Source organism: Limosilactobacillus coleohominis 101-4-CHN (genome assembly GCF_000161935.1).
Classification (GTDB): Bacteria; Bacillota; Bacilli; order Lactobacillales; family Lactobacillaceae; genus Limosilactobacillus; species Limosilactobacillus coleohominis_A.
Genome location: NZ_GG698804.1, coordinates 53,724 through 75,425 on the forward strand (window position 1 = coordinate 53,724; position 21,702 = coordinate 75,425).

Here is a 21,702-nt window from a genome sequence, read left to right on the forward strand (position 1 = left end):
CTTCATTACATAACGGGAATGACCCGAGCTAACCTACTATTGGTTCAATTAGCTTGCTCGCGAGCTACTAAACAAGATTCACTCGGCATTCTCACCAGTAGCCGTCTCTGTTGATTGAATCCATAACTTTCTCGGTCATCGCTTTAGTGCTGTAATCATACGCTATTTTAGCTAAAATCGTCAACCCTCTACAGTAATTTTTTCAGTTCCGCTAGTGCCGCATCATAATCTGGTTCATCAGTTAATTCACTCACGATTTGACGGTAAACAATCTTGCCGTTAGCGTCGACAACCCATACTGAGCGTGCCAATACACCTTCATCCGGAATTAATAAATTCATGGCATAGCCAAATGACTGTTCATAGTCAGACACTAGCTTCATCTTTTTAACGCCTTCTGCTGCACACCATTTTTGTTGATCTTCAATTCGGTTGGTAGAGATCGTGAGGAAGTTCACTCCAGAAAATTGATCCATTGTTTGGTTAAACTTCTTTGTTTGTAAGCTGCAAACTGGAGTGTTAATGTCTGGAACCACACTCAGTAACGTTGGTTTGCCAAATAAGAATCTCGTCTTTACCTTTTCGTTATTCTGATCAAAAACTTTAAAGTGAGGTAATTCTTCACCAACCATTGGTGGATTGCCCACTAGTTGACGCTGTTCACCATTAATTGTGATTTTCATCTTACAACACTCCTTCACTAAAATTCTTAACTTAGCCTAAGTATAACAAACTCTTTCCCTAAGAAGCTAAAAAATATATAATTAACCTACTAAATTTGAAAAGGAGCAAACAATGTTAATAATTGCGATTATTTTGGTCGCCGTGGTCGGTATAGAGCACCTCGGCATTATGCTTTTGGAAATGTTTGGTCAGCCCCAACAACAAGCAAAATCTTTTGATCTATCGTCAGACTTCACAAAAATCCCTGAAGTTCGCGTCCTTATGGCAAACCAGGGAATTTATAACGGCATGTTGGGTCTATTATTGTTACTTAGTTTTTGGCTTTTTAATGGTCCAGTACAATATAGCATCCAACTATTATTACTATCCTTCGTTGCGGTGGTCGCCTGCTATGGTGGTTTTACCGCAACCAAAAAAATCTGGTTAATCCAGCTTTTACCAGCGGTATTAGCAATCATTGCTCTGTGGATTGCCAAATAAAGACTGACACAAAAAAGAAACGATGGGATTATGTAGCCCTTAGCGGTTTAATCCCATCGTTTTTTTCTAAAGTAATTCAGCAAAGACATCCTCGTTTTGATTGAGAAATTCATCACCAGCGTGAATCTTAGTGACTTTAATTCCATCAAGCGAACGTTGCATTAAGCCATTAATATCCAAGACCTGCTCATACTTTTGCGCCCGATCAATCCGTGGCTTGGTCTTTGGAGAAGGTGGTGTAAAGACTGTACAACAATCTTCATATGGCAAAATCGATAAATCATAAGTACCAATTTCTTCGGCAATCTTAATAATCTCCGTTTTATCATACGACAAGACGGGTCGTAAAACCGGTAAATTAGTAACTTCCTCAATGGTCCGCATACTTTCCATCGTCTGGGAAGCAACTTGACCAAGGGATTCACCATTAAAGACCGCTAATCCCTTCCGCCGGTTAGCAATTTCCACCGCTAATCGCAACATCAAGCGCCGTTGAATGGTCATTAAATAACCTTCCGGGACCTTTTCCTTAACCGTTTCTTGAATTTCAGTAAACGGGACTTCAATAAAGTTAATACTTCCACAATAATGTGCCAACTTACCCGTTAATTCTTTGGCTTTCGCAAGGGCTTGTTCACTGGTATATGGTGGACTATAAAAATGGACCATTTCTAGTGAAACACCACGTTTTAATGCTAGGTAAGCAGCTACTGGAGAATCAATTCCGCCAGAAAGCATCATCATCCCTTTGCCAGCCGTACCAACTGGTAATCCACCAGCACCCTTGATGACTTTACTACTTAAATAGATCCCATCTAGTCGAATATCCACCCATACCGTGATCTCCGGGTGATGAACATCCACCGTCAATTGATCACCAAAGTGGTCTAAAATGAACCCACCCAATTCTCGATTCATTTGAAAAGTATCCATTTCAAAGTGGTGGTCACTTCGCTTGGTTTCCACTTTAAAAGTTGCAGGTTCAGTAATCTGATCAGCCAGCATTTTCTTTGCAGCGTCACAAACTGCCTCATAATCTTTAGCAACTTTTAATACCGGTGAGAAAGTTTGAATTCCAAAAACTTTTTTCAAGTGACTCATCACTTTGGTACTATTCTCACCATTTAAAATCACGTGTAACCGGTCAGGATTAGGATGAACTTTCACTTTGGGAAATTTATGAAGCGCATCCCGCACGTTGGTACCTAACCGATCAATAAAATGGCGCTTATTCCGCCCCTTCGTAGACAGTTCACCATAGCGAACCATTATTTCATCGTATTGCATAGCCGCCTCCTAATCTAAAATCTTTTTAAAACCTGCATACAGCTCATCAAAGGTTTGGTTAAACTGTTCAGCTTCTGCCAACGTATTCTGATCCCCCAAGCTAACCCTTACTGCGCATTCCGCAATATTTTGCGGTACCTTCATTGCAGACAAGGTGCTCGTTTCCGTGTCCTTTTTGGACGAACATGCACTGGTCGTGGAAAGATAAATTCCTTGATCTTCAAAGGCATGTACAACAGTTTCACCACGTACACCAACAATTGCAAAACACAAAATGTGCGGAGCAAATCCAGCGTCATTTTTAGAGAACACTTTAACATGAGGAAAATCTTTTAGATGGTCCATGATCCGCTGCTTAACTTCTCTTTCCCGCTGAACCGTCACGGTCTCCTTTTCCTTCATTAACCGAATGGCTTTGGCCATTGCCGCATCACCAGGAGTATTCTCGGTACCACCACGAAGGCCCTGTTCCTGGCCACCACCATTAACCAGTGGCATTAGCTGACGGCCATTCTTTTTATATACAAAACCAGTTCCGCGTGGCGCGTGAAATTTATGTCCAGAGAACGTTGCAAAGTCCACCCGATCACTAAAGACAACATCATCTAATCCCTTACCAATCGCTTGCACCGCATCTACCATAAAGTGAATCCGTGGATAATTATTCAAAATTTTGCCAATTTCTTTAATCGGTTGGACCGTCCCAATTTCATTATTGACGGCCATAATCGAAACCATAATCGTATCAGGACGAATCGCCTCTTGAACTGCTGCTGGATCTACCCGTCCCTCGCCATCAACAGGAAGGTAGGTAACATCAAACCCTAATTCTTCCAATTGGTGAAGCGAATTTCTCACGGCTGCATGTTCAACCGAACTAGTAATGATATGCTTACCAAACTGCTGTTTTGCTAACGCGGTTCCCTTAATAACCCAGTTATCACCTTCGCTACCACCACTCGTAAACACAATTTCTCCTGGTTGGACACTGAATAAATCAGCAATCTGTTTGCGTGATTGCTGCAAAAGGTTCCATGCAGTTTCTCCTAAATTATGCAAGCTCGACGGATTTCCCCAAATCTTTTGACTAACCGTATTATAAGTCGTCAAAGCTTCCGGGCTAATCTGCGTCGTTGCACTGTTATCGAAATAGATCAAACTAATCCCCCTTTTCCCTTACCAATTTCTAATCATCGTTTGATTATAACAAACATTACTTACTATTGGTAACTAAAAAAGCGATTTCTCAATCCGTAATTATTCCATTACTGAGTTGAATCGCCCTTATTATTTAGTTTTAATTCTTCATTTGTTGGTAATAATCCTTTTCAATTCGTTTAAACGAACCAGCTTCCGCTTCTTCCAGAGCCGTACCGATCGTTTCCAATGCCGCTGAATATTCGTGGCGGTTGAATAATTCCTGAGCCTTTTGAATATCTTGGTCAATCGTATCATTGGTCGTACTTAACCGATTGGCATACTGAATCATCCGCTCAGTCAAAGCAGCGCTATCACGTAAATTATCGGTTTTATCATGTAATGTTTCCAAATCATCTTGGACAATTAACAATTGTTTCGTAATATCTTCCATATTAATTTGCTGTTGGTTCATCGCAGTTGATAATTTGGTAATTTCATCACTCACCACAAAGAAATAGTCTAAGTAATCTTGTGGAATTCCAGGTAGGTTTAAACTTTCCACACGGCGTTTGGTTGCACGAATATCGGTAACAAACCGTTGTAATGCCTTCCGTGCACGTTGTTCATCAGCTTGCAAACCTGCTACACCATCATTAATGGACTTCTGTTGCTTTTCAATCTCTAGCAGATTGTTTTCTAACTTTTGCTGACGTTCCCAGATAACACTAAAAATCGCCGTATGCTTATCAAGCATTGCTTGATCATCCTGACACTGCTTAGCAATATCCTTTAATTGTTCATCCAACTGTCGCGTATCCGAAATTTCATCATTATTCAATGTATAGCTATTACTCAACCGTTGTAACTCATTCATTAATTCCTGATTTTGCTTTTGTGTATGGTTCAAATGATCCATCACTTTTGGTTGGTGCTTTTCTGCCAACGGTTTGGCATCTAGTTCCTTTTGCATGACATCATATAAATGGTCAATTTTTTGTGCTAGGTTTTGATTAGCCTGTTTCACTGGGGCGATATTTAAATTCGTGAGTTTTTTCAGCGCCATTTGGCGTTCTTTTTCCAACTGCTCAACTTGTTGATCAATGTCATCTTCAGTAAAATGATAATCTTGAGCTGCTAACTTTTGATAACCACTTTGCAATTCCTTCAACTGATCTGGAAAAACCGCATATAAGGGACGATATAAGCCAGGAATCTCTTGAATCAGCTTTTTAAATGCAGCTGTCCGTTCTTGCAAATCATTCAATAGTTCCTGTGCAGCCTCGTGATCTCCACGGCGGGCAATCTCAGCAAAGTGTTCATACTTTTTCTCTAAGTTGACGAGCCGTTTTTGTAATTCATCTTGACTATCACCATAGTCAAAGGCTTTTTCATCTAGCGTCCGGCCAAACTGATTATACTGCTGACGCAATTCCTTAATTGCCTCATCCTGAGCTTTGACTGCATGGTTAAGGTCATCAACCTGTCTTTGCAGTTTCTGCTCCTCTGTAGTAAGCGCCGTTACCAGAGCACGCAGTTCATTTACCTGTTGATTGGTGCTAAACACACTCGTTCCATGTAAATTAGTCTGAATATCCTTCACCAATTGCTGCGCTTCTTGGTACTTGCCCGCAAAGTTGTTATCGTAATCTTTACGCAGTGCCGTAAATTTTTTGAGAGATTCCCCCATTAAACTTTCCAAATGCACTGGTGCTAATTCCTTTGCCAACCGATCAGCATTTAAATTCTCTAATTGTTCCGTTAATTCTTTAATCATCGAATTAATTCGTCGTTGATAAAAGAAAATCACGGCTAATACAATTAATGCAATGATTAAAATACCAATTAAAATTTGCAACATATCATTAAACCCACCTAAAATATCATAACCAAATTTACTAAGATTGTGAAAATCTGACATCGCTTCAAATTATATCATAAATTATAATTTTTTTACCGTTCAGTCGGATAATGCTTGTCGATTTAAAAGTTTCATTTTAATATCAAGCAAGATTGCATTGACTAGGGAGCATCACTATAGTATGATAGTTTTTGTGTAAAATAATGCAGCAGTAAGGAGCAAGCTCGTCAACATGGTGATGCCGTTTAGGTGTTTTTAGTAACCCGGCTGCGAGGGTGAACGATCCAATCATCATGCACGAATGTGACCTTACAATCGGATTATTTTACTCCAACTAATAATATTGGAGGAATTTATTTATGTCTCGTTATACAGGTCCAAGTTGGCGTTTATCTCGTCGCCTTGGTGTTTCACTTTCAGGTACTGGTAAGGAATTAGCTCGGCGTCCATACGCTCCTGGTGATCATGGTAATGATCGCCGTGGTAGCTTATCTGAATACGGTACTCAATTACGTGAAAAGCAAAAGCTTCGTTTCATGTACGGTTTGACTGAACGTCAATTCCGGAACCTCTTCAAGCGTGCCGGTAAGATCAAGGAAGGTACTCACGGTACTAACTTCATGGTTCTTTTGGAACGTCGGCTGGATAACATGGTTTACCGTTTAGGTTTGGCTACTACCCGTCGTCAAGCACGTCAATTGGTTAACCACGGTCACATTACCGTTGATGGCAAACGCGTTGACATTCCTTCATATGAAGTTTCAGTTGACCAAGTAATTGGTGTTCGCGAAAAGTCCAAGGACTTAGACATTATCAAGAACGCAGTTGATGCTGTGGTTGCTCGTCCTTCATATGTTGAATTTGATGCTGATAAGCTTGAAGGTAAGTTAGTTCGCCTTCCAGCACGTGAAGATATGAACGCTGATATTGATGAAGCTCTGATCGTTGAATTCTACAACAAGCTTTAATCATCATATCCATATCAAAAAGATCGGGATTCATTCCCGGTCTTTTTTTGTTACAATAGCCTTATTATAAAGGAGTGCTGGTAATATGACTGAAGAACATTCAAACGTGGAACAACGACTTCAAAATGGAATCTATGGTTCTCCGAAAATTAAACCTGATGAACAACGTCGCTACCTTGGCACGTTTCGTGAACGAGTGTGGTTAACAATGTCCGTTGCTGAGGTACAACAACAAGATTGGTCTGATGCCCTTCGCCAAGAACTCACTGTTCATCCTGATAGTTTGGTTATCATTAATGGTAATATTGACGACTCGCTTACCCGTAACTACCTGACGGTCGCCAATACCGCAAATGTGCAATTTACGATTAAGACCGGGACCGAAACTAAAACTGGCGATGATGATCTGGCCGTAATTGTGACGGATCATAAAGCAGTTTACCAATCGCCGGTAGATGTCAGCAAAAAGTATGGTAAGCAATCACCTCAAGATGATCACCAAACTAAACACCACCCATCATTTTTAAAAAGAATTTTTCATCTCTAGAAAGGAGGCTTGCATGTGGAACCGTTAGCCTATCGAATGCGTCCTCGAACAATTGAAGAAGTGGTTGGTCAACAACACTTGGTGGGCCCTGGGAAAATCATCTGGCGGATGGTCCAAGCTAAGATGCTTTCGTCAATGATTCTCTACGGACCACCCGGCACTGGAAAAACCAGTATTGCAAGTGCCATCGCCGGTTCTACTAAGTATGCTTTTCGTACCCTGAATGCCGCTACCGATACCAAGAAGGATCTCCAAATTGTGGTGGAAGAAGCAAAGATGAGTGGAACTGTGATCTTACTGCTGGATGAAATCCATCGGTTGGATAAGGCCAAACAGGATTTTCTCTTACCCCATTTAGAAAGTGGTAAAATCATCCTCATCGGTGCGACAACAGAGAATCCATATATTAACATCAACCCAGCCATTCGGAGTCGGACGCAAATTTTTGAAGTCCATCCCCTTAAAACTAATGAAATGCGCGTGGCTGTTGAACGTGCTCTTCAGGATCCAGAACGGGGCCTCGGTAAATTACCCATTCAAATTGATGACGATGCAGAAACCCAATTGTTAACTGCCACCAATGGTGATTTACGGAGTGCTCTAAATGGGCTTGAGTTAGCTGCTAAATCCACCCCACCCAATGACGCGGGTCAAATTCATTTAACCCTGCCCATCATCGAAGAAAGTGTTCAGAAACGGAGCCTCGTTGCTGATAAAAATGGTGATGGCCATTATGATACCGTTTCTGCGTTTCAAAAGTCGATTCGCGGAAGTGATGTCGACGCTGCCCTTCACTACCTTGCACGACTTATTGAAGCGGGTGATTTGCCAAGTATTGCTCGACGGCTTAGTGTAATTGCCTATGAAGATGTTGGGTTAGCCAATCCTCCCGCTTGTGAACGAACCATTCTTGCTATTCAAGCGGCCGAACGATTAGGGTTCCCTGAAGGACGGATTCCACTCGCTAATGCGGTCATTGAACTTTGTCTGTCACCTAAATCTAATTCGGCCATCATGGCTATTGATGCTGCCTTATCACGGCTTCATCAGGGGCACTATGGTAGGATTCCAGATCATCTCAAAGATGCTCATTATCAAGGTGCTGCCAAGCTTGGCCACGGTACTGATTATAAATATCCGCATGACTACCCTGAAGATTGGGTTCGTCAACAATACTTACCGACAGCCATTAAAGATGATCAATATTATCATCCGAAGCACAATGGGCGCTTTGAAACGGCCTACGCAAAACAATATCAGGCATTGCGCAACGCTCAGGGAAAACAGTCTTAATTGCACATCCTTTAATAATATGCTAGGATTTGAGTAAGGGAATTCTATTGTGTACGCTTTGTTCATTTCACAGGTTTGCCTTACAACCATTTTGTATCGGGGTCAGCGTTAACACAGTGGACAACATGCCCTTTCATTCGGTAGTTGAAAATTGTGCACCAGATCCCACCTGTCTTAACTACAGGTCAACACTGTCGAACAGATAACGGCATAAACGGAGTTCTCCGTACATAGAGAGGCTGATATATATCAGCCTCTTTTTGTTTGAGCGTTTCTTTACGAAGATTGCAAAAATGGTGTAAAATAATGGTAACAAATGTACAGGAGGTTGTTATCATGGTTGTACAACAATATCGGCGTATTCTAGTTCCAGTTGATGGTTCCGAAGAAGCTGAATTAGCTTTCAAGAAGTCAGTAGCCGTTGCCAAGCGAAATGGTGATGAAACTGAACTCCACCTGCTTCACGTTATCGATACCCGGGCTTTCCAAAACATTTCTAGTTTTGACAGTTCAATGGTTGAACAAGTAACTAAGACTGCTAAGAAGACCCTTGATGAATATGTAGATTATGCAAAGAAGCAAGGTGTTGCTAAGGTTAGCTACACCATTGAATATGGGGCACCAAAGACAATCATTGCCCGTGATGTTCCCCAAAAATTAAATGCTGATTTGATTATGATTGGGGCCACTGGTTTAAATGCCGTTGAACGAATTCTAATCGGTTCAGTAACTGAATTCGTAACGCGGACCGCAGTTTGTGATGTCATGGTCATTCGGACTAATTTGGACAACAAGCCAGTAGCAGTTCCTAAAAAGTAAAGTAAACTAAGCTAAATAATAAAAAATGAGGATAACGATTTCACATCAAGTGATTTTCGTTATCCTCATTTTTTTAATTTTAACCAATCTTTTTAACGAGATCCTGATCATCAGCTGCTAAGGCCACATTTTTAGCGATCACCATTGAATCCTTGGCTGCTTGCCGTTGTCCACCCACCATCTGGGCTTGGGCAATCAGGTAATAATAATTATCTAACAGGAAGAATGATTCATTTTCCCGACAAATCTTAATCCCGCGCTGAGCCATTTTAATTGCATCTTTCCATTGCTTCAAACTAATGTATAATTCAGCGATGTTACGGTAAATTACTTGCCATTGACGTTGTCCACCAGTCATTTGTTTTTCGTCGATTAAGCTAACCGCCCTTTGAACAAATTTAAGTGCTCGCGCTTGGTTATTTAACTTTTCATAGGCGATTGCCATTCCGACTGTTGTTAAAGCCCAGTAGATATTAGCACTCATGGTTGAAAATTGTGTCAAAATCAATTCAAAATTAAAAATCGCATCATCAACCTGGTCTGTTTCAACCTGGTACATTCCAACCAAGTAGTAATAACGCTGCTTATCAAATTCATTTTCCAAATTTTTAACTTTGATCTTCGTCAGCATTTTCTTGGCATCGGCATAATTTTCGTGAACGACAGCATTTTCAATTTGATCGAATAATAGCGTCATTGAATTATTGTCATCTTCAACAATTTCACTAACGTCAATATCCAGTCGGCCACAAATTGCCGTCAAAATATTCATCTTCGGAATTCGATCTTGTTTTTCCATCAAACTGATCGTCGCCTGAGTACAAATTCCTACTGAAAGCGCAGTTTGTGAAAGTCCCCGCTTTCGACGGATATTACGTAGCTTCTCTCCTTTTAATTTCATACGATCCCCTTCTAACATTAAAATATTCAAATTATCCTACGATAATTTAGTAATATTAATCAAACTCATCAATATGCCAATTAATTTAACAAATGACCTATCTCCTGCTTAACTATTTCTAATTTTATAACTTTACTTACGAAATGTTAAGAATTATTGCTAATTATTTAATATTACAATTAATTAACAAACGATAAGAACCACTCGATAACTAAATCATAAATAAAACTACGATTATATGAAATACAATCGTAGTCCATCTAAATCTTAAATTATCTTAATTTGAATCTAATGATATTCCTTTTTCCCTACGTGCTCTTCGCCAAGTTCCTTAAAAGAGTACTTAATCTTGGAACGATGATTAAATTCTTCAATTCCTAACTCAATCAACTTATCAATCAACGTTGAGTAATCAATTCCAGAAACACTCCACATTTGTGGATACAGACTAATGTTGGTAAAGCCTGGTAAGGTATTAGGTTCACCTAAGTATGGTACATCATTCTCATCCACTAAGAAGTCAATCCGTGCCAAGCCCTTCATATCCAACGCTTTATAAGCTTTCAAAGCCATTTCGGTAATTTCTCGGGTTAACTTTTCCGGTAAGATGACTGGGAGGTCAAAAACCACACCGGAAGCATCCACAAATTTGTTTTCATAATCGTAGAACGCATCCCCCTTTGGCACACGCACACCACCTAGCTTAGAAGCAATTGGTTTTTCGTTCCCTAAAATGGAAATTTCCACCTCACGAGGGTTATTGATGGCTTGCTCAACTAGTACCTTATAGTCATAGATGAAAGCATCATCAAGTGCCGCTTGGTACTCTTGCTCATTTTCCACCTTATGAATACCAACTGAAGATCCCTGCTTTGCTGGTTTTACAAATACGGTTGTGCCCAATTCATTTTCAATTGCTTGCCAATCGTACTGATCACGATTCTCTGGAGTTACCAATACGTATGGTGTATTCCGGACCCCTGCAAGATCTAAGATCCGCTTTGTATAATCCTTATCAAAGGACAAGGCACTCGCCGTAATTCCGGAACCAACGTATGGCTTCTTCAACAGCCGGAAGAGTCCTTGTACCGTCCCATCTTCACCGAGGTTCCCATGAATTACTGGGAAGAAGAAATCAATTGGCCCTGCTGTTCGTAAAGCTTCCAGTGGTGCTAATGGTGAATCCAAATCCATCGTGGCATATGCTTCCTTAACCACTTGGTCTTCTGGTTCACCATCAAAGATCCTTTGTGAAGCAGCGTTATCAAGTAAGATCCCATCCTTGGTAAACATAAAGACTTTGACGTTATATTTATCCTTATCCATTCCATCATAGATATTGTGTGCGGATCGTTTGGAAACATCATGCTCAGATGAATTACCACCAAAGAGTAGCGCAATATTCAGCTTTTTTACTGTCATAAAAATACCACCTATTTTCTTTTTTTTATTTTTACCGAGTACCCTCAGTCCGTTTTACTGAACCCTAAGTATACCATACTCCTAATTAATTTGACTATGATCATCCATAATTAATCGGTAACGATCGCCTTCATTACTTTTTCGGGCAGGTTACCGTCAATGATTAAACTCTGCATTAAGTGACGGTAATTGAATAATTGTACCCACAGAACCTTTGAATACGGATTGAAACTATTTAGTTCACTCCGCCAAACTTTTAGTTGCTCAATAAAGAAGTCTTGATATAACTGATGTTGTTGGAAAAGCTTCAGTAAAAAGTTAGCCACGTCTTCATTTTCACCCATTGAAAAAGAATGTTCAATTTTCTTATAACCTTCTACTAAAGTCGCCATTAAGAAAATTTTGTCCCCGCGGACCAACTCGTCATGTTCGGCTAGTTCATTATTAAGGTTAGCCATTCCAGTAAATAAATGAACCCAACCGACTCCTTCCACAAAACCACGGGTATCCCGTTCCAAAATTGCCATCAATCCGACTACATTTAAAAAGGATGAGATATCATCTTGAGTGAGAAAGAAGTATCCAGAACGATCGGCAATTAATATCAGCCGTAAAATATTCACTGCAATTGAGCGACCAAATGCTGCTTGATTTGTTGCCTGATCAATATGAGCCAACAAAATATCTGGTTGGCTAAAATGGTGAAATAGCGTTTTGAGTTGCTCTGTCGAAATTAGATTATTTTCTAATGCACTCTCGACCGTTACTAAAATCATCCGCCGAAAAGTAACTGATTTAGCGTTAGCAAACTTCAAAATGACGTTAATTAGTTCCGCATCAACTTGCGGATGCTGTCCAGCCTGGACATCACTAACAAAATTAGTCAAAATTTGTTGATCGTGATGTTCTGGTTCAGCAATCTCAACTGGCGTACGGCTTTCGTGTTTTACATTCTCAATCAAACTATCAATCTTGGGAATTGCATCAAGATAGATCTCCCCACTCACTAACTGCTGGTGGAGATTAACTAATGCCGTCTGCACTTCAGTAATACTTCTTTTTACCATTTGACGCTCCTCATTAATAATAAGAGGTCTAAACCCTACACAGATTCAGACCCTTGATACTGTTCACTTTTTTAATTTTAAAATCCAGTCTGGGCTGGTTAATTGTTGACTGTTAAGACCAGTAATCTGGTCATTCACATCAACCACTTTACCGCTAACTGGTACTTTACAAGTTCCTAGCCAATTAGTAGCTTCAAGACTAATACATGGCATTCCCTCGGTTAAGAGTGCACCACGATTAGGCAGGTCCAAAAAAGTTATCGTGCCCAACTCCTTGAGAAGCGGTGGTGAAAACTTTAAAATGAATTCTTCACCGTTCTCTTCAATTACCCACGGTTTTTCAAATTTAATCATCGAATCACCTAGTGAAATTCCTGATTACTGCTAAACATGTATGAATGGTGATGGTAACGCATCGACATAATCATACCAATCCCAATCAGGTTTCCAATTAACGACGACCCCCCGGCTGAAATAAACGGTAGCGGAATCCCCGTTAATGGCAATAGTCCAATATTCATTCCGATATTTTCAAACACGTGGAAAAGGATCATCATAATAACCCCCGTTGATACATAGGCATAAAATTCATTTTTCGTATCAAAAGTTACTCGGATCATCAGATAGATAAGCAGTAAGTACAGCAGAATCAACAAAATACTCCCTAAAAAGCCAAAGTTTTCGCCAATTACTGAAAAAATCATATCTGATTCACGCACCGGTACGTACACGTGCGAGTTATTAAACCCAGTTCCCATAATTCCACCGGAGCCGACCGCTTTGATACTCTGCCATAACTGATATCCTTGATTAGTCGTATCCTTGGCAGGATTTAACCAAGTATCTACCCGATCAAACTGATATGCTTGAAAGCCAACGTGTTCCAAAATTCGTCGTCCAACCGTACTCGTTACCATGGCTAAAACAGAACCACCAATTACGACCGCTCCTGCTGCAACTGGCGCGATGATCTTCCAAGTTACTCCAGATACTAAAATCATTCCTGCAAAAATTGCACAAAATACCAGCGCCGTCCCAAAGTCATTTTGAAGTTTTAATGAGATGAGGACCGGTAATAGCCATAGGACCATCGTTCCAATTAATTGCCAGTCATTTTTAACGGTGTGAACGGCATACTCACTATTGTGAGTAGTAATTACCCGCCCCATCATCAAAATATAGGCTGGCTTCATAATTTCAGAAGGCTGAAACGTAAACGGACCAACTGCAAACCAACTTTTAGCCCCAGTACTAGCGTAATATGATCGACTATAAAAAACTAGGATCGCATACATCAGGAAAATCCCGACCCAATACGCGATTGGTGCAATCTTCCACAGTTGTTCGGAATCAAATTGCATAATGACAATTACTAAAATGGTCCCAATTACATACCAAGCCAATTGCGTAACAACTTGTCGAACCACGCTCACTTGTTGACGATCGTGGGTCCCAGCTACGTAAATCGATGCTAAACCAATCAACGCTAACAGCAGTACGCAAAAGATAATTCCCCAGTCAATTCGCGACTCAATCTCTTCGCTTTGCGAACGTTGCATGTCCAGTCAACTTCCTTTCTCCCGCTAACAATTAGCGTTGGTGTAAATGGTATTGTTGCAGGATTGTTTCCAATCCTTCTTCTTGTGATTGGACAATAAACTCTTGGTTGCCGCTCAAGAGAAGTGCCTTAAACCGGCTCTCCTCAGTTGTTACTTCACCAATCAGCTGTTTCCCAATGAAAACTTGTTGAATCGATTGATGATTTCGTTCAAGATCTTTAACGTTTACCTCAATATTTTTCTCTTTTTTTGCCACTTTTTCACCTGTACCTATCTAGTTATGTTTAAAAGTAAAATGAAGCGGAACCGGATCAACACCGCCCTTTGCTAAAGGGTGACAACGCAGAATGCGTCCAATCCCTAAAAGGACGCCCTTTATGCCAAAACGCGCCACTGCCTGAATCATGTATTCAGAGCAGGTCGGCTCAAATCGACAGACCCGGTATGGTCGGCGGCGTGAAATACATTGTTGATACCACCGAACCGCCTTAATTAACCACTTCGCCATCAAGCATTACTTCTTCCGCGAGAACCAGCTAGACTTAGCACCGCTATCACTAGCATTCTTTTGCATCCGCTCCAACATTTCTCCAGCACCCTTGGCGACATTGTCTAATGGGTCTTGAGAAACCACCACTGGAACCTTTAAATTGTCGCTAAAAAGTTGGTCAACCCCATTTAACAGCGAAGTCCCACCAGTCAACATAATTCCGCGATCGATAATATCACTAGCTAATTCTGGTGGCACCGTTTCAAGAACAGAAATCGCTGCTTTGACGATTTGTTGAAGAGTATCATGAAGAGCTTCTTCAATCTCATTTTCATCCGTTTCGATTTGCCGTGGCATTCCACTGGTAACATCACGGCCACGAACATCCATCTTCTTTGGTTCGTCCACTTTCAAGGCAGTACCGAGCTTAATTTTAATTTGTTCAGCGGTATGTTCACCAATTACCAAACCATGATGATCTTTAATGTAGTTAGCAATATCTGCATTTAACTTGTCCCCCGCCATTCGAATTGAACGACTTGTCACAATATCACCTAATGATAGGACGGCAATATCACAGGTACCGCCACCCATATCAATAACCATATTACCGCTTGGCTTAAAGATATCTAGGCCTGCACCAATCGCCGCTACTTTTGGTTCATATTCAAGATAAACTTTGCCACCACCAGATTGTTCGGCCGCTTGAATAATCGCCTTTCTTTCAATCTCAGTAATGTTGGTTGGAGCACAAATCATAATGTTGGGTTTTGACATTACCCCTTTAACACTCAGTTTACCAATAAAGTAGGAAAGCATTTCTTGAGTCACATCAAAATCAGAAATGACCCCACTCTTTAATGGCCGGATCGCCCGAATATTACTTGGCGTCCGTCCAACCATCCGATATGCTTCTGATCCAACTGCCAACACCTTGTTGGTATTTGTATCAATTGCTACCACTGATGGTTCATTCAAGACAATTCCTTTTCCCTGAACATAAATTAGAACATTGGCTGTCCCCAGGTCAATTCCAATATCTTTTGCCATAATTTTCTCCTTTAATCATAAATAAATCGTTTGATATTATACCACATCACTACTCGCAATGTAGGCTAGACGCGCTTGATAAACCGTACTTATTCAAAACTTAATTCAATTTTTGCACCCAGTTCGATAAGTCGGTCAATCAGATGGACAAAACTGCCCCCCGCAACCTCCGCTGGATTAATCATTGTCACTTGATCTGCAACTAACGCATCCAGCAAAGCCAACAACCCCGTCATTGGCGAGTTGGTCGTTACAACCTTTGGGTACTGTTTTAGCGGTCCATGAATTACTAGCTGCCGGTCCTCGTATTTTAATTGCTTATATCGATCGGCCACTGCACATCCCAAAACATCTAACTCGCTTTTAGAAAAGTTTGAAATTGTGGAAGTACCCTGAGCAACCATTTGAAGAGCCAGTAACGCAATTTGCGTATATGATCCAGTAAATCGACTGATTTCAGGCTGAATGTCAATGGGTAGTTGTAATCTAGTACCGATTACCCGAATTCCGTTTCGCTGGATAATCACGGTATTCCCCATTTGCTCTAAGTGATCAATCAACGGTTGGAGATGTACCTGCCGGGCACCACGAACAAGCACATCTCCCGCCGTTAGGGCACCAATGATTAGGCAAACACTCGCCTCTTCTTGATCATCTAGTGCATAATAATCGGTTGAATGCAAAAAAGTTACCCCTTGGATCCGCAAAACCTTAGTTCCTGCACCATGAACACGGGCCCCCATCTTATTGAGGACCTTTGCTAATTCGATCACCGCAGGATGGTCGTACGGGTTATTCAGAACCGTAATTCCCTGGGCCATGGTGGCCGCCATCATTAGTGTAAGGGTGGTTGCTAAAGTATCATTTTGTAAGTCAATTTTCTGACCAATTAAATGATCCGCCGTAATGTCAATCATTTCATTAGCAGTCGTCATCGTGGCACCCATTTGTGAAAGAAATTCACCAATCCGAATCATCGTTTGCTGATATTCAGGATTGACACCATTATCAACCAGTTGGACATGACGACAGCGAGCTAAAATTGCTCCAGCGGCTAACAGTTCTTGACCGCTAATTTTAACCGGTTCAATATGTCGTGTTGCATCCATCTTTAAAATTTGTTGATGGCGATCAAACTCGATTACAACGTTCAAAGATTGTAATAATTGATTCATAGCAACAACGTTTGCGGTGGCTGGAACATTATCAATAATGACTGTACCGTGGGTTGATAGTAAACTAGCGGCCTGAATCGCCATAATCGTCTGTTGATCACCGCTTAATTCGACCTCGCCACGTAATGAATGATGACCCTGGATCAATAATTTAGTCATCCAACCCCTCCTTTTTTAGCGCACCATATTTAGTAATCCATGTAGAACAATAAAGAACTCCGCAAAAAACGAGCCACAAGCATAGCCAATGGTAATCGCAAGTAGAACGATCAGAGCTGGCAAGCCTTGTGGTGGATGGCGGAAAAACGTCTCCAAATGAAATGACTGAATGGCACGAAAAGTAATAATCGTAAACGTTAATTGTAAAATCAATGTCAAAACTGACTGCATTCCGTTGTACTGCATTTGACGCCTCCTCAACCAATTCATCTTACCATATTCATCAAGGAGCACCCTATCATCAATGTAAAGTTTAAATTTATATTAAAAAAATAGCTTGGCGTTATGCCAAGCTACCTTTTAATTTTCATTTGATACTCGCAACCGGTTAATTGCACGTGCCAAGTGCACTTGTCCACGAGATAATTCATCTGGATCATTGACCTCACGAGCGTGCTGAATAGATTTTTCAGCACGTGCTTTCGCATTTTGCGCCCGCTTGACATCAATGTTCTTTTGCAATTCGGCACTATCAGCAATGACTTCGGCATGTTGACCATCAAATTTGACGTAGCCGCCGTTCACCGCCACAAAAGTGTCATGGTCGCCAGTATCCGCATGCTTAACAGTTAACTCACCAATCGTTAAAGAAGCGATTAGCGGAAGGTGATCTGCCATCAATCCCATTTCACCGGTTCCGGTTGTCACGATCAGCATGGTCGTGTCATCGTCATAAACGGTACCGTCGGGAGTGATAATGCTAACGTGGAAAGTTGCATCAGCCATGATCATCCCTCCTAATCTTTAACTGCTGAGTCTTCTTGCATTTTCTTTGCTTTTGCCTTGACGTCATCAATATTACCAACTAACCGGAAGGCTTCTTCTGGAAGATCGTCATACTTCCCTTCCAGAATTTCCTTGAAGTCCTTTACGGTTTCCTTCAATGGCACATAAGCCCCAGGAGTACCCGTAAATTGTTCGGCAACACTAAAGCTTTGGGATAAGAAGTTTTGAATCCGTCGTGCACGCGCCACGATCGTCTTTTCTTCATCAGATAATTCATCCATCCCTAGGATCGAGATGATATCTTGAAGTTCACGGTACCGTTGCAAGACGTGTTGAACTTCGGTTGCTACTTCATAGTGTTCCTGACCAACGATTTCTGGCGTTAAGGCCGTTGATGTCGATGCCAGTGGGTCCACAGCTGGATAAATCCCGATTTGCGTTAACCGCCGTTCCAAGTTGGTAGTGGCATCCAAGTGGGCAAACGTAGTGGCTGGTGCGGGGTCGGTGTAGTCATCGGCCGGCACATAAACCGCTTGAATTGAAGTGATGGACCCCTTCTTAGTAGAAGTAATCCGTTCTTGAAGTTGACCCATTTCTGTTGCCAGAGTTGGTTGATACCCAACGGCTGAAGGAATCCGCCCCAGTAGCGCAGATACTTCTGAACCGGCTTGGGTAAACCGGAAGATGTTATCAATGAACAGTAAAACATCTTGTCCCTTCACATCACGGAAGTATTCAGCGATTGTTAAACCAGTCAAAGCTACCCGCATCCGGGCACCAGGTGGTTCGTTCATCTGGCCATAAACCATGGCTGTCTTGTCAAGAACTCCTGAACCCTTCATTTCGTAGTACATGTCGTTACCTTCACGACTACGTTCGCCAACACCGGTGAAGACTGAAATCCCGTTGTGTCCTTGGGCAATATTATGGATTAATTCCTGAATTAAAACGGTCTTACCAACTCCGGCACCACCGAAGAGTCCGATCTTCCCCCCACGAACGTAAGGAGCTAACAAGTCGATAACCTTAATCCCGGTTTCCAGAATTTCAGTTTCGTTGTTCAGATCATCATATTTCGGTGCATCCCGGTGAATTGGCATCCGTTGAGCGTCTTCGCCAAATTCTGGTCCACCATCGATTGGTTCACCTAAGACATTAAACACCCGTCCGAGAGTATCGTCACCAACTGGCACACTAATTGAAGCACCAGTATTTTCAACGTCCATACCACGCTTTAAACCGTCAGTACCATCCATCGCAATTGTCCGGACAACACCATCACCTAATTCAAGGGCCACTTCAACCGTTAAGGTCTTATCATCAGCCTCTTGAATCTTTAAAGCAGTGTTAATCTCAGGGAGTTTTTCGTCTGCAGGAAATTCAACATCGACAACTGGTCCAATAACTTGGACAACTTTACCAGTAGTACTCATGTATTTCCTCCCATTTACGAATTATTCTTGTGCTGTCATTCCACCAGTAATTTCTGTTATTTCCGTGGTAATGGCAGCTTGACGTGCACGGTTATATTGCAACTGTAATGTCGCAATAATATCGTCAGCATTATCAGAAGCAGACTTCATAGCGTTAGCACTCGATGCGTGTTCCGATGTTTTAGCATCCAAAATCGCTCCATATACTAAACTATTAGCATATTGGGGAACTAACAAACTAATCATCTGTAGCAATCCCGGTTCAAGATCGTATTCTGCTTCGATATCCGCAGTTACACTTTCTTTTACCCGTTCATCTTCATGTTCCTCTAATGACTTTTGCGAAATCGGGAGAAATAATTCGGTTCGTTCATGCGAGACCATCCGGTTTACGAAATGGCTATACGAAATATATAGTTGATCATAAACCCCGTCCTCAAACATTTGAACAGCCTTTTTAACAATTCCTTCCACTTCACGATAGGTGGGCACGTCGCTCACACCCGTATACTCAAAGACAACATTCATTCCCCGTTTTTTGAAGAATTCCGTCCCGGTCTTTCCAACCGTAAGAAAAACGGTGTTATCTTTGGTGAGGCCATTCTTTTTCATTGTATCGAGGGTGGATTTAATGACGTTACTGTTGTAACTCCCCACCAATCCCCGATCAGATGTAATTACTAAAATACCGACCTTTTTTACCGGGCGCTCATCAAATAGCGAGCCAATTTCAGCCCCTATTTTCTCAGCATTTTCTCTGTTTTTTAGAGTGGCAATATGAGATTTAACCAGGCTTGCCAAAATTGCCTTGACCTCATCAGCATAGACTTGATAGGTCTTGGTATGGCTTTGAACTTGGTTCAACTTTGCCGTAGAAACCATCTGCATCGCGGTTGTAATCTGACGCGTACTCCGCGTTGAATCCAACCGACGCTTAACTGCAGCTAATGATGCTGGCACTAAATCTCACCATCCTTTCTTAAACGTCAGTAATTAGTTTTCAGCCTCTTGTGATTCATCTTGATCAGCAGCAGTTGACTTCTTTTGATCACTAGTTTCAAACGTATCCTTAAAGGAACTAATCGCTTGATCCAATGCGTCGCCTTCTGGCAGCTTCCCAGTTGACTTAATTTGATCATACAAATCTTGGTGGTTAGCACGCATAAAGTTAGCTAATTCACTTTCAAACCGTAGAATATCATCAACTGGTAAACTATCCAAGTAACCATGACCAAGGGCATACAAGGTCACAACCTGTTGCTCAACTGGTTGTGGCTGGTGTAAGCCTTGCTTCAAGACTTCAACCGTCCGTTCACCACGGGCCAACTTAGCTTGGGTGGCAGCATCCAAGTCAGAACCAAATTGGGCAAACGAAGCCAGTTCGTTATAGGAAGCAATATCCAAACGAAGGGTCCCAGATACTTTCTTCATCGCCTTAACTTGGGCGTCACCACCAACCCGCGAAACCGAAGTCCCGGCATCAATGGCTGGCCGTTGTCCAGCATAGAATGAATCCGCATTTAAGAAGATTTGACCATCAGTAATGGAAATAACGTTAGTTGGAATATAAGCAGACACGTCACCAGCTTGTGTTTGAATGATTGGTAAGGCTGTCATTGACCCTCCACCTAAGTCATCCGATAACCGGGCTGCCCGTTCCAGCAACCGTGAGTGAGTATAGAAAATGTCACCAGGGTATGCTTCACGACCAGGTGGCCGCCGTAAAATCAATGAAAGTTCACGGTAAGCATCCGCTTGCTTTGATAAGTCATCATAGATAATCAAAACGTCCCGGCCATTATACATGAACTCTTCACCCATTGCGGCACCTGCATACGGTGCGATGTACAGCAATGGAGCCGGGTTAGAAGCCGAAGCAGATACAACAATCGTGTAATCTAGGGCACCATAACGCCGCAGAGTTTCAACTGCTGCCCGAACCGTTGATTCCTTTTGACCAATTGCGACATAGATACAAATCATGTCTTGATCTTTTTGATTAATAATTGTGTCAATGGCGATTGAAGTCTTCCCAGTCTTCCGGTCACCGATAATCAACTCACGTTGACCACGACCGATTGGTACTAATGCATCAATCACCTTAATCCCAGTTTGGAGCGGTTCAGAAACACTCTTCCGTTCCATAACATCAGGAGCCTTCTTTTCAATTGGACGTGTCTTGTCGGTTTTAATTTCGCCAAGACCGTCAATTGGTCGTCCTAAGGGATCCACAACCCGACCGAGTAAGGCATCGCCAACAGGAACTTCCATGATCCGACCAGTCCGCTTGACCGTATCTCCTTCACGAATTCCTGTATAGTCACCTAGAACAACGATACCGACGTTGTTCGATTCGAGGTTTTGGGCCATCCCGTAGACGCCATTATCAAATTCGAGCAACTCACCAGCCATGGCATTTTCAAGCCCGTCGGCACGAGCAACACCATCACCTACGTAAGTCACAGTTCCCGTTTCTTCAACGGAGATTGTGTCTTGGTAGTTGGCAAGTTGCTTTTTGATGAGTGAACTGATTTCCTCAGTTTTAATGCTCATACAAATCTCACCTCTTCAAGTACAAAACAAC

23 protein-coding genes and 1 other annotated feature (1 of these 24 cut by a window edge) are annotated in these 21,702 nt (G+C 41.7%); of the genes, 5 read left to right on the forward strand and 18 right to left on the reverse strand.

Translation table 11 applies throughout. The annotated features are described in order from the left end of the window. Positions 1–148: a binding site (T-box leader), on the reverse strand; it reaches 59 nt to the left of the window's first position. 40 nt (positions 149–188) lie between these two features. After that, positions 189–683, reverse strand: a complete 495-nt coding sequence (tpx, locus tag HMPREF0501_RS05335; protein WP_006916864.1) for a thiol peroxidase — start codon at positions 681–683, stop codon at positions 189–191. A 112-nt stretch (positions 684–795) separates the two neighbouring features. Here tpx and HMPREF0501_RS05340 point away from each other — a divergent pair, with 112 nt between their 5' ends. Next, entirely contained in the window at positions 796–1,164 is a 369-nt protein-coding gene (locus HMPREF0501_RS05340; RefSeq protein ID WP_006916865.1) for a DUF1304 domain-containing protein, read from the forward strand. A 66-nt stretch (positions 1,165–1,230) separates the two neighbouring features. Here HMPREF0501_RS05340 and thiI read toward each other — a convergent pair whose 3' ends face one another. The 3 genes from thiI to ezrA form a co-directional block, all read right to left on the reverse strand. After that, the gene (gene thiI / locus HMPREF0501_RS05345; protein ID WP_006916866.1) at positions 1,231–2,451 is read right to left on the reverse strand and encodes a tRNA uracil 4-sulfurtransferase ThiI; all 1,221 of its coding nucleotides are present in this window, start codon (positions 2,449–2,451) and stop codon (positions 1,231–1,233) included. Positions 2,452–2,460: 9 nt separating this feature from the next. Then, entirely contained in the window at positions 2,461–3,609 is a 1,149-nt protein-coding gene (locus HMPREF0501_RS05350; protein WP_006916867.1) for a cysteine desulfurase family protein, read from the reverse strand. Positions 3,610–3,748: 139 nt separating this feature from the next. Next, positions 3,749–5,449 carry a septation ring formation regulator EzrA gene (ezrA, locus tag HMPREF0501_RS05355; protein WP_006916868.1) on the reverse strand — a complete coding sequence of 567 codons (1,701 nt, stop codon included), beginning with the start codon at positions 5,447–5,449 and terminating at the stop codon, positions 3,749–3,751. Positions 5,450–5,808: 359 nt separating this feature from the next. On the opposite strand from ezrA, the gene rpsD reads away from it, so the two are divergent. The 4 genes from rpsD (at position 5,809) to HMPREF0501_RS05375 (ending at position 9,076) form a co-directional block, all read left to right on the forward strand. After that, the gene (rpsD, locus tag HMPREF0501_RS05360; protein WP_006916870.1) at positions 5,809–6,417 is read left to right on the forward strand and encodes a 30S ribosomal protein S4; all 609 of its coding nucleotides are present in this window, start codon (positions 5,809–5,811) and stop codon (positions 6,415–6,417) included. An 85-nt stretch (positions 6,418–6,502) separates the two neighbouring features. Beyond that, positions 6,503–6,964, forward strand: a complete 462-nt coding sequence (locus tag HMPREF0501_RS05365; protein WP_006916872.1) for a YueI family protein — start codon at positions 6,503–6,505, stop codon at positions 6,962–6,964. Positions 6,965–7,000: 36 nt separating this feature from the next. Beyond that, positions 7,001–8,257, forward strand: a complete 1,257-nt coding sequence (locus tag HMPREF0501_RS05370) for a replication-associated recombination protein A (protein ID WP_040456037.1) — start codon at positions 7,001–7,003, stop codon at positions 8,255–8,257. Between the two features lie 336 nt (positions 8,258–8,593). Next, entirely contained in the window at positions 8,594–9,076 is a 483-nt protein-coding gene (locus tag HMPREF0501_RS05375) for a universal stress protein (RefSeq protein ID WP_006916876.1), read from the forward strand. A gap of 79 nt (positions 9,077–9,155) precedes the next feature. Here HMPREF0501_RS05375 and HMPREF0501_RS05380 read toward each other — a convergent pair whose 3' ends face one another. The 14 genes from HMPREF0501_RS05380 to atpA form a co-directional block, all read right to left on the reverse strand. Then, positions 9,156–9,977, reverse strand: coding sequence for a helix-turn-helix domain-containing protein (locus HMPREF0501_RS05380; protein ID WP_040455973.1), 822 nt, complete (start codon positions 9,975–9,977; stop codon positions 9,156–9,158). 288 nt (positions 9,978–10,265) lie between these two features. Continuing rightward, positions 10,266–11,399, reverse strand: coding sequence for a D-alanine--D-alanine ligase family protein (locus HMPREF0501_RS05385; protein WP_006916879.1), 1,134 nt, complete (start codon positions 11,397–11,399; stop codon positions 10,266–10,268). A 110-nt stretch (positions 11,400–11,509) separates the two neighbouring features. Further along, on the reverse strand, positions 11,510–12,466 hold the full coding sequence (locus tag HMPREF0501_RS05390; protein WP_006916882.1) for a DUF2785 domain-containing protein: 957 nt from the start codon (positions 12,464–12,466) through the stop codon (positions 11,510–11,512). 63 nt (positions 12,467–12,529) lie between these two features. Next, positions 12,530–12,820 carry a hypothetical protein gene (locus HMPREF0501_RS05395; RefSeq protein WP_006916883.1) on the reverse strand — a complete coding sequence of 97 codons (291 nt, stop codon included), beginning with the start codon at positions 12,818–12,820 and terminating at the stop codon, positions 12,530–12,532. Positions 12,821–12,828: 8 nt separating this feature from the next. Further along, positions 12,829–14,025: an FtsW/RodA/SpoVE family cell cycle protein gene (locus tag HMPREF0501_RS05400; RefSeq protein ID WP_006916884.1), complete on the reverse strand. Its 1,197-nt coding sequence runs from the start codon at positions 14,023–14,025 to the stop codon at positions 12,829–12,831. A gap of 31 nt (positions 14,026–14,056) precedes the next feature. Beyond that, positions 14,057–14,281, reverse strand: a complete 225-nt coding sequence (locus HMPREF0501_RS05405) for a DUF2969 domain-containing protein (protein WP_006916885.1) — start codon at positions 14,279–14,281, stop codon at positions 14,057–14,059. A gap of 18 nt (positions 14,282–14,299) precedes the next feature. Continuing rightward, a complete protein-coding gene (gene yidD, locus HMPREF0501_RS05410; protein WP_040455975.1) occupies positions 14,300–14,533 on the reverse strand; it encodes a membrane protein insertion efficiency factor YidD in 234 nt (77 codons plus the stop codon). Between the two features lie 6 nt (positions 14,534–14,539). Then, a complete protein-coding gene (locus HMPREF0501_RS05415; RefSeq protein WP_006916887.1) occupies positions 14,540–15,565 on the reverse strand; it encodes a rod shape-determining protein in 1,026 nt (341 codons plus the stop codon). An 89-nt stretch (positions 15,566–15,654) separates the two neighbouring features. Further along, a complete protein-coding gene (locus HMPREF0501_RS05420; RefSeq protein ID WP_006916888.1) occupies positions 15,655–16,899 on the reverse strand; it encodes a UDP-N-acetylglucosamine 1-carboxyvinyltransferase in 1,245 nt (414 codons plus the stop codon). A 15-nt stretch (positions 16,900–16,914) separates the two neighbouring features. After that, on the reverse strand, positions 16,915–17,145 hold the full coding sequence (locus HMPREF0501_RS05425; RefSeq protein WP_040455977.1) for a DUF1146 domain-containing protein: 231 nt from the start codon (positions 17,143–17,145) through the stop codon (positions 16,915–16,917). A 114-nt stretch (positions 17,146–17,259) separates the two neighbouring features. Beyond that, positions 17,260–17,685, reverse strand: a complete 426-nt coding sequence (locus HMPREF0501_RS05430) for a F0F1 ATP synthase subunit epsilon (RefSeq protein WP_040455978.1) — start codon at positions 17,683–17,685, stop codon at positions 17,260–17,262. 11 nt (positions 17,686–17,696) lie between these two features. Further along, positions 17,697–19,118: a F0F1 ATP synthase subunit beta gene (gene atpD / locus HMPREF0501_RS05435; RefSeq protein ID WP_006916891.1), complete on the reverse strand. Its 1,422-nt coding sequence runs from the start codon at positions 19,116–19,118 to the stop codon at positions 17,697–17,699. 21 nt (positions 19,119–19,139) lie between these two features. Continuing rightward, positions 19,140–20,078 carry a F0F1 ATP synthase subunit gamma gene (locus tag HMPREF0501_RS05440; RefSeq protein WP_006916892.1) on the reverse strand — a complete coding sequence of 313 codons (939 nt, stop codon included), beginning with the start codon at positions 20,076–20,078 and terminating at the stop codon, positions 19,140–19,142. A 33-nt stretch (positions 20,079–20,111) separates the two neighbouring features. Beyond that, positions 20,112–21,671: a F0F1 ATP synthase subunit alpha gene (atpA, locus tag HMPREF0501_RS05445; protein ID WP_006916893.1), complete on the reverse strand. Its 1,560-nt coding sequence runs from the start codon at positions 21,669–21,671 to the stop codon at positions 20,112–20,114. Positions 21,672–21,702: the final 31 nt, after the last annotated feature.